The sequence below is a fragment of the Streptomyces violaceorubidus genome (genome assembly GCF_000717995.1).
GTDB classification, from domain to species: Bacteria; Actinomycetota; Actinomycetes; order Streptomycetales; family Streptomycetaceae; genus Streptomyces; species Streptomyces violaceorubidus.
In genome coordinates, this window is the sequence record NZ_JODM01000110.1 from 1 (window position 1) to 1,297 (window position 1,297).

A 1,297-nucleotide genomic window follows, 5' to 3' on the forward strand; every position below is an offset into this window, starting at 1 on the left:
GGGCCTTGACCCCGAGTTCTGGACACGGGTTATGCGGCTTGCGTCAGCGTAGTTGATGTTGTTTCGGACGCTATCTCGTAAGCGATCGGGCTGCGGTGTCCGAGGCGGGAGTGACGGCGTCGGGTGTTGTAGCGGTTCAGCCAGCGGAACGTCTCGAGGCGGGCTTCGCGCTCGCTGGACCAGCGCTTGCGGTCCTGGAGCGTCTCCCGTTTAAACGTGGCGTTGAAGGACTCGGCGAGTGCGTTGTCCGCCGAGCTGCCGACCGCACTCATGGATTGACGGACGCCGGCCTGGCGGCAGGCGTCGGCGAAGGCCCGGCTGACGTACTGGGCGCCGTGATCGGTGTGCATGATCGCTCCGGCAAGGCTGCCTCGGGTGCGCCTCGCGGCGTCCAGGGCATCGATGACGAGTTCCGTGCGCATGTGATCGGCGATCGCCCAGCCGGCAAGGCGGCGCGAGGCGAGGTCGATGACGGTGGCCAGGTAGAGGAACTTCCCGCTGTCCACGGGGAGATAGGTGATGTCACCGACGTACTTGGTGTTCGGCTTACTCGCGGTGAAGTCGCGGCCGATCAGGTCCGGGGCCTTGGCCGCGGCCGGGTCCGCGATGGTGGTGCGTGGCCTGCGACGTAGCCGCACACCCGCCAGGCCGATGCTCCGCATCACCCGGGCGATCCGCTTGTGGTTGACCCGCTCGCCGTCCTCGCGGAGCTCGGCGGTGATCCTGGGGACGCCGTAGGTGCCGTCCGAGGCACGGTGCACGGCCCGTATCCGTGCGGCGAGAGCGGCGTCGGCCGCCTGCCGGGCGGCCCGGTCCCCGGAGGTGCCACGCCAGTAGTAGTAGCTCGAGCGGGCGATGCCCAGGATGGTGCACAGCCGCTTCACGCCGTGGCGGCGCTGGTGGTCGGCGACGAACTGGAAGCGGTTCACCAGCGCGTCTCCCCGGCGAAATACTTCGCAGCCTTCCGCAGGATCTCGCGTTCTTCTTCCAGTTCACGGACCTTCTTGCGCAGGGCCGCGTTCTCCGCCTCCAGCGGCGTGGGCGGCTCGGCGGGCGCCTGCGTCCGGCGTCCCCGTGGCCGGCTCGCTCCGGCCGCCCGGACCCAGTTCCGCAACGTCTCCGGGTTGATCCCCAGATCAGCGGCGACCGACCTGATCGTCGCCTCCGGCCGCGACTCGTACAACGCGACCGCGTCCACCTTGAACTGCGGCGGATAGTGCTTCATGACCACGGGACATCCGTTCTCCTGGACTCAAGATCCAGTCTCTCGGGTGTCCAAGACCCGGGGTCAAGGCCC

General features: G+C 68.6%; 1 protein-coding gene. It reads right to left on the minus strand.

All coding sequences use genetic code 11. The features are described 5' to 3' along the window. Positions 1-29 precede the first annotated feature (29 nt). A protein-coding gene (locus IE94_RS0134200; RefSeq protein WP_425338001.1) for an IS3 family transposase occupies positions 30-1,231 on the minus strand; the annotation gives its coding sequence in 2 pieces (ribosomal slippage) (positions 30-946 and positions 946-1,231; 1,203 coding nt in all). Positions 1,232-1,297 lie beyond the last annotated feature (66 nt).